We start from the raw sequence: 7,152 nt of genomic DNA, 5'->3' as shown, positions 1-7,152 counted from the left end.
TTCGCCTGATTTCAAGTCAGGTGCATTAAACCGAGCTCTGCCACCTCTCCAAGTGCTGCGTATCTTAATGATATTTTACGGCGTGTAAAGTGCAAATCTCAATAAAACGTGCCAAGTGGCGAATAGATAAGCAAAATACAAAGGGAATACTGTATTTCATGTAATTAGTGCGTGTTAAGTAGTGAATACACGACACACGCTATAAAGGAATCAATCGAGCTTCCACCTCAACTTGTTCAACATGACAAAGCCCTACTGCTACTTCAACATCATAAGCATACCAGTATTCATATCCCTCTTTGTGCACTGTAATATTGTAGTAGCCTTTGCGTTCGTTTACGCCATACAAGAGCGCAGTTGAGTCGCAATCAGATGATTCTGGATTCGTTAGCTCTTCTTCATAGCTCGACTCTTGAAGCAATGCGGTGGCACCACAGGAAATAGCTTCTTCGGTTACATCATCAATAACGGTTATCGCAATGCCTGGAACAACTCCAGTGGTGCAGACGACACCATCGTCGCTGTCAGAACCGCATCCGGCCAATAAGGCAATAGGTAACATAGCCAACAAGTGCTTCATAAATTCATCCTTAAATTAATACTAGACTGCTTATCTTCTTTTCGATTGATTGCTGAGGGTTAGATTACAAAACCACACATTAATAAACGCGTAAAATTATAAACTTTATTTCAGGCATAAAAAAACCCGCAACAATGTGCGGGTTTTCAAAACTTGGCGGAGAGGGAGGGTTTCTCCTCCTCAAAAATCAAGCCTTCATACGATTAGTCTGTCAGTAATCTTGTAGTCAATGTGACAAAGCCAATTATTAAATCTCAATTACCTTGGGAGGCGTTTTTTACAACTAAAACAGTTGCATAAATTTACGTTAGTGCTTGATAGTTTGTGTTTTAGGATAAGTTAATAAGCATCGGGCTATATTTTTGGTCGTGGACATTTGTTTATAAACAGTCTAAAACCGTGGAGATCACGCTTATTCAACAGCTTTTTAGTGCACTGAGTGAAGATAAGTTAGAGCACAGCTTGGACGGTTCAAAGCACTCATACGTGATGATATCGTTACCCTGAAGAATACCATCAACTATCGCGTAGCTCGATATTTGGAAAAGCCGGATAAATAACGCGAAACATAGAAAGTATCCACCTCAATCTCACTGAGGGTGACGAAGTTAACCTTTTTCTCCTTCAAGGGGCTTAGATGATTTAACGTATTGCGATGGGGCCTCAACAAGGACAAAAGATACATATATTACAAATCCTGTCTTCCCTTAAAGATAACAAGAAACGTCAACTGTCCAATGTATCGAGTTTTTCTATACGTGCAAGGGGGGAATACTCACGCTCCAAGAAATAGAGCGAATGTACTGTTATATCAATCGCCCCGCAATAAGCGAACAATGCATAAGCATGACAAAAATGGCAAGGTAGAAACGTGTTTGAATCGCCTTATCTTTATGCGACTAAACACTTATAATTAACACCCTACGACTCCTTCGGTAAACTCGCCGCGCTGCTAATCCCTCTTTACTGAATCTAGCTCGATTTTATGACGTTTTTACGCCTAAAAGTAACTGCGTCGCAGAGAGGAAAGAACAATCTTTAATAATCCCTGAAAGAAGTGAATGAATCTGGCACGCCCAACCATGGGAAAAAATATGAGTTGTGCACAATGACTTCAGCCCATGTTGACCCTAGAAAACATCGATTAAAAAACGATCAGCGTCTATTTTTCTATACCCTTTATGATAGGAGCCGGTCTTCGTGTATGAGATATCATACAATTCACTTATTTTCATCAACATTAATCAATGCATCGTCAAATTTCACAGTAATACGTAGTAAGTTTGCTAAATGTACTTTGTGATTTTGTCGACTCTGTCTACTATTATTTTTAGCATTTATAGCTTGATTTGCGAACCTAATAGCCTCATTAAAATCTTTAAGACGATGGCTTATATCACTTGCTTGTCGATACGCAGAATGCCGTTCATCACCTAGTTCAATCGAACGCCGGATTGTGGCTTTCGCCTCTTCGACCTGTTGTGTATCTAATAGTATATTTACTTTAGCGGTGTAAGCTGAAAATTTATACTTTTCTACTTGAAGAAGTTCATCAACAATATTCAATGCATCATCAAATTTTCCAGCAATGCGCAGTAAATTAGCTAAATGCACCTTGTGATTTTGTCGACTTTGTCTGTTATTATTTTTCGCATTGATAGCTTGTTTTGCGAACCTAATAGCGTCATCAAAGTCTTGAAGACGATGGCTTAAATCACTTGCTTTTCGATACGTAGAATGCCGTTCATCACCTAGTTCAATCGAACGCCGAATTGTGGCTTTCGCCTCTTTCACTCGCTGCATATCTAGTAAGATATTCGCTTTAGCGGTATAAGCGGTGAATTTACTCTTTGGTGCATGAATAAGTTCATCAACAATATTCAATGCATCATCAAGTTTTCCAGTTATACGAAGCAAATTCGCTAAATGCTCTTTATGATTTTGTATACTTTGTTCGTTATTATCTTTCGCATTAATAGCTTGTTTCGTGAACGCAATAGCATCATCAAATTCTTTAAGGCCATAGCTTATATCACTTGCTAGTCGATACACGGAATACCGTTCGTCACCTAGCTCAATTGAGCGTTGTATCGTGGCTTTCGCCCATCGAAACTTAGATTTCTGGAAAAGTACAAAACTGAGCTGTTTAAGGTAAATTTTATTTGTCTTCTTTTCCACCTTTGGAATTTGCAAATAATCTTTTGCGAAAGAAAAAAGCAACCTTTTCAACACCCCAGCGTCATGAAAATACTGTGGAAGTGCATGTGACCCAAAATTCACCTTATAGCTTGTCACATTTGCTGCATTGAAGTTGTCAATTATTAATTTAGCTTGCTTATTGTCAAGATCAAAAGGGTCGTAGACTAAATGAATTATACCATTATATCCAGCAGCCATTTCTATCGTTTGATACCAGACAATTTTTTTACTCTCGCTTTCCCATCTTTTGTCAAAATTCTCAGCTATCGTATATTGAGGACAAAGAGCGAGTACAGTATTAAATCCCAATCTCTCGGCATAAGCAATCGCTCCGAACCCCCCCATCGAGCTACCATATCCTTTTGTTATACGGTATTTTTGTTTCAAAAACACCTTTAGCTTTTCAATTCCTTTTACGGAAACATTCTGGTGCCAATCGTCACAGTTGGTCTGCACACAAATAACATCGTACCCCTCCCTAAGAAGAGGATCAGCTCCTCCTATTTTGGTACAAAGGGCGCGCCTTCCATGGGAAGAAAAGATCACAAAACATTCATCTGGTCTCGTTTGAGTTTCTGAGAAAAAGGCTTTTATTGAACTTTTTGCATCGCGGTAAATAACTAAACTTCGTTCATCCAACGTTAATAACCTCACACTTTCGCAAGTTCTTGGTGATGAAAGTAATCTCTTTACGTAAGTACTTCACTTCTATAAGGGCATTAGTACAAACGTTATTCTTAGCTTCAACTGCAAACCGCTTAATTAACTCCATTTCAGCTTTAAACCCGTCATAAGATTTCATCCCAAACCTCCATTGAATAATTTTAAGAGTATAAGACAAATCAACGCTATGGACTACTCGCTGTCACAGCCATATTTAAAACTAAGTGCAGGTGTGCAAACAGGAGTTAGAAAAGAAGAGATTACTACTATCTATACATTAGCTACCTATTTAGAAGCACATCACCTCTATTATTTTGACATTCGATACGAAACAGAAGAATTACTGAATGAATGAAATGGCTTATTAGATGCAGTTGTTCCCATTGCAAGCGATATGGCTCCCCCTTTATAGGCGTAGTGTTTACAGAGGTTTAATGGAACTTCATTGAAGACTTAGCCATAACAACTGGCTTGAGATACGTTGACGATAAACAAATTGGCTTCCATTGACCACAACGAATTATCCCAGATTGTTACTTATTTAACCAGATTATCGATAACCTGGGAATTTTCACTGAAAATTCATAAGCGTCATTGTCGCAGGCTACAGATAGCTTTTGCCTCGGAACGGCTGGCGGTGTTTCATTTAATTTATCTCCAGATGGTAACCAATTTGTCTTGCACTAATAATAAGGTACTCCCGAAACTGAGCCAGAAACTAATGTGAACTACGAAATTACTGATTGTTATAGCAATGCTCAGAACGGGTTAACAGCAACTAGAGCCTTTGCAATGATGATTTTTTTAAAAAAGCCGCAGAAGATCGTCACTGTACTAATGAGGGTATTAATAGAAACGACTTTGAAAACCCCAATGTAAATTTACTGGTAATACGTACAATTATTAAAAACGCAGAAAAATATATAAAGCCGAAATGTAGATGTTTTGAGCAACTGCCATGTACAGCATAGCTGATTATTCCCATACAGAGTCTAAACAAAATAACGGCGGCGTTGCATGCAAGTCTCAAATTGGAATATCTAAGCGTAAGGCTAAAATCATCTCAGAATAGGATACGACCGCGATAAATCTATAGACACGACTGAACCGCCTTAGTGGAACCATTAGCTGTTTAATTCGCACCACACCGAGTTAAACCATGATGAATAAGGTGAACCTTAATGGGTAACAGAAAACACGATACTAATGGCTCGATTATAGAATGTTACTTACAGGGTAGACACTAATAATACTTATAGCGTCATACTAAACGGCAGAGACTTATTATCAGTTTTAATTTAGACTTTTAACTTCGATGAAGCGGACATAATACCGCCTTGCCAACGCGACTTACACGGTTTTTAATTGAGCAGAATATTTGTGACTTGGGTATGTCTGTCTCTATATTGATGATGGACAGGAGTCTATATAGTCATTTATACACTATCTATTATTGCTAAGAACTAAATGTCTGTGACAATGTATATTTTTGACCAAGAATCAAATACAACGAAGCCCTGTAAATACAGGGCTTCAATCATTATTTGGCGGAGAGGGAGGGATTCGAACCCCCGGAAGGTTTGACCCTTCGCCTGATTTCAAGTCAGGTGCATTAAACCGAGCTCTGCCACCTCTCCAAGTGGTGCGTATCATAATGATATTTTTAGGCGTGTAAAGTGCAAATCTTAATAAAACATACCAAGTGGCGAATAGATAAGCAAAATGCTAGTTATGTACTGATAAAATCTAATCCAGGCATAAAAAAACCGCAACTATGTGCGGTTTTCAAAACTTGGCATAGTGGCGAATGCCTTCGTACTATTATATAAATACATTCAGCAATTAGAGTCGAAACGTCTCCATAATAGCAGGCACACCTGGGAACATGCCGATTAAGGCCATAACCGTACACAGCACAATAAAGGTAATGCCCGGTATTAACCACCTACCCGCTTTGCCTAGTTCACTGGCGCGATCTTTACACCCAACCAAACCTAAATTATCTAGTAGCATAGTAAACGACCAACCAAATACAGGGTTAACTAGTACTGATGATATAACCACTAGCGCTGCGGATTGTGTTGTTTTGCCTTCTCGTGTCATTTGCATACCCGCTTCCATCAGCGGTAAAAACACACCAACAATAAGCGCGACACATAATACCGGTGGCCAAATTGCTAAATCCATTGGATAACCCCATATGGCAGCAACAACGCACAATATGCCGGTTACAATGGCGCCTCCTGGAATAGGTCTGCGGGCAATCGACGCTGGAATAATGTAGGTTCCCCACGACGAAGCAATGTTACCCCCACCGAGTAAACTGCCCACCGCTTGTCTGCTTGACGCCGCGATCATGGTGTCATCTATATTCATGTGCGCTTTCTCAGAGTTTTTCGGGTAGCTTAATTTTTGAAAAACTTGATGCCCGAGAAAATCAGGAGACCACATGGATACCGCTAATACAGCAAATGGCAGGACAGCAATAAAATGTGACCAATCAGGTAAGCCCAATTGCCACCCTGTATTCTCGCCCCACCAATAAGCTGGGTTCAAATTTGGCATGCCTGGCGAAGTAGTGAATTCAAATGGCGCGCCTAAAGCAAACGCAATTACCGCTGCCATTACTGCCCCCAATGGTATAGCCAGCCAACGCTTTTGAATATGCTCTAACCACGCATACATCAAAATGGTGGCAACAATAACCACAAAGGCCAAATAAGCCATATCGAAACTTTCTGCCCACGCAAAAAGTTTTTTCACTTGCCCTGTAATGCCGATAAACCCTAAATACAGTAGCAGGCCGCCACAAACCCCATTACTCGTTAGCTTGGCAAGTACACTACCGCCTTTGGTAATACCTAATAAAAAGCCGAAAAAGCCAATTAGTAACCCTAATGCCATAGGGTGGCCGCCCGACGCAACAATCAACGGCACCAAAGGCAACAAAGGCCCATGGGTACCCGCTAAATTCGCTGAAGGGTTTATAAATCCAGATATTAATACCACAAATAATACAGCAGCAATCAACAGCTCAAATCGCACATTTTCTATTACGAACTCTGGTGATAACCCCAGTGGTGCGGCAAACGCCCCAACCACGGCTGCCACCATGACAATTTTGCCTATCGTTGCCGCCATACCGGGCACACAGTCTTCCAGTTCTATGCGATAGTCTCTACCTGGCAGGTTAAATCGCCAGCGCTTAGGAGAAATTATTTGTAATTCGTGGTTGAGGTAATCTTCTCTTGTTTGAAACGTACCACTTGGTTTGTGAAGTTTTTGATAAGAAGCGCTTTCTTGAGACACATAACACCTTACGATTGCGGGAAGAAACGCAAGACTATACCTGTCAATGGAGTGTAACAATGCGACTGTGGTCTTACATCGAGTAGGTTTCGCATTTCTTTTACCCATAAAAAAACCCGCAACAATGTGCGGGTTTTTAGAACTTGGCGGAGAGGGAGGGATTCATTCGCGCCGTCCATGGCGCTCACCCTACGGGCAGCCTTCGGCTGTGCAAAATGGCTATCCTGCCATTTTGTCGAAACCTACGGGGGTTCTCACCCTCCCTCTCGTTATAACATCACTCTTTTTTTACACATAAAAAAACCCGCAACAATGTGCGGGTTCTTAGAACTTGGCGGAGAGGGAGGGATTCATTCGCGCCGTCCATGGCGCTCACCCTACGGGCAGCCTTCGGCTGTGCA

4 protein-coding genes and 1 tRNA gene are annotated in these 7,152 nt (G+C 40.7%); all 5 read right to left on the bottom strand.

Going from position 1 to position 7,152, the window contains the following annotated elements; all coding sequences use genetic code 11:
* Positions 1-199: 199 nt before the first annotated feature.
* Positions 200-580 (bottom strand): hypothetical protein, encoded by a 381-nt coding sequence (locus tag Q4561_RS19530; RefSeq protein WP_303462929.1) that lies wholly within the window; start codon positions 578-580, stop codon positions 200-202.
* Between the two features lie 1,221 nt (positions 581-1,801).
* Entirely contained in the window at positions 1,802-3,418 is a 1,617-nt protein-coding gene (locus tag Q4561_RS19525; protein WP_303462928.1) for a lipopolysaccharide assembly protein LapB, read from the bottom strand.
* On the bottom strand, positions 3,411-3,581 hold the full coding sequence (locus tag Q4561_RS19520) for a hypothetical protein (RefSeq protein ID WP_303462927.1): 171 nt from the start codon (positions 3,579-3,581) through the stop codon (positions 3,411-3,413). Before Q4561_RS19520 ends, Q4561_RS19525 begins: the two co-directional genes overlap by 8 nt.
* Positions 3,582-4,987: 1,406 nt before the next feature.
* A tRNA-Ser gene (locus Q4561_RS19515) sits at positions 4,988-5,079 on the bottom strand.
* A gap of 205 nt (positions 5,080-5,284) precedes the next feature.
* A complete protein-coding gene (locus tag Q4561_RS19510; protein WP_303462926.1) occupies positions 5,285-6,751 on the bottom strand; it encodes a DUF3360 family protein in 1,467 nt (488 codons plus the stop codon).
* Between the last annotated feature and the right edge of the window lie 401 nt (positions 6,752-7,152).

The organism is Alteromonas sp. 1_MG-2023, from assembly GCF_030547075.1.
Taxonomy (GTDB): domain Bacteria; phylum Pseudomonadota; class Gammaproteobacteria; order Enterobacterales; family Alteromonadaceae; genus Alteromonas.
The sequence above is the reverse complement of the archived record's forward strand: the minus strand, read 5'-3'. Positions and strand labels throughout refer to the sequence as shown.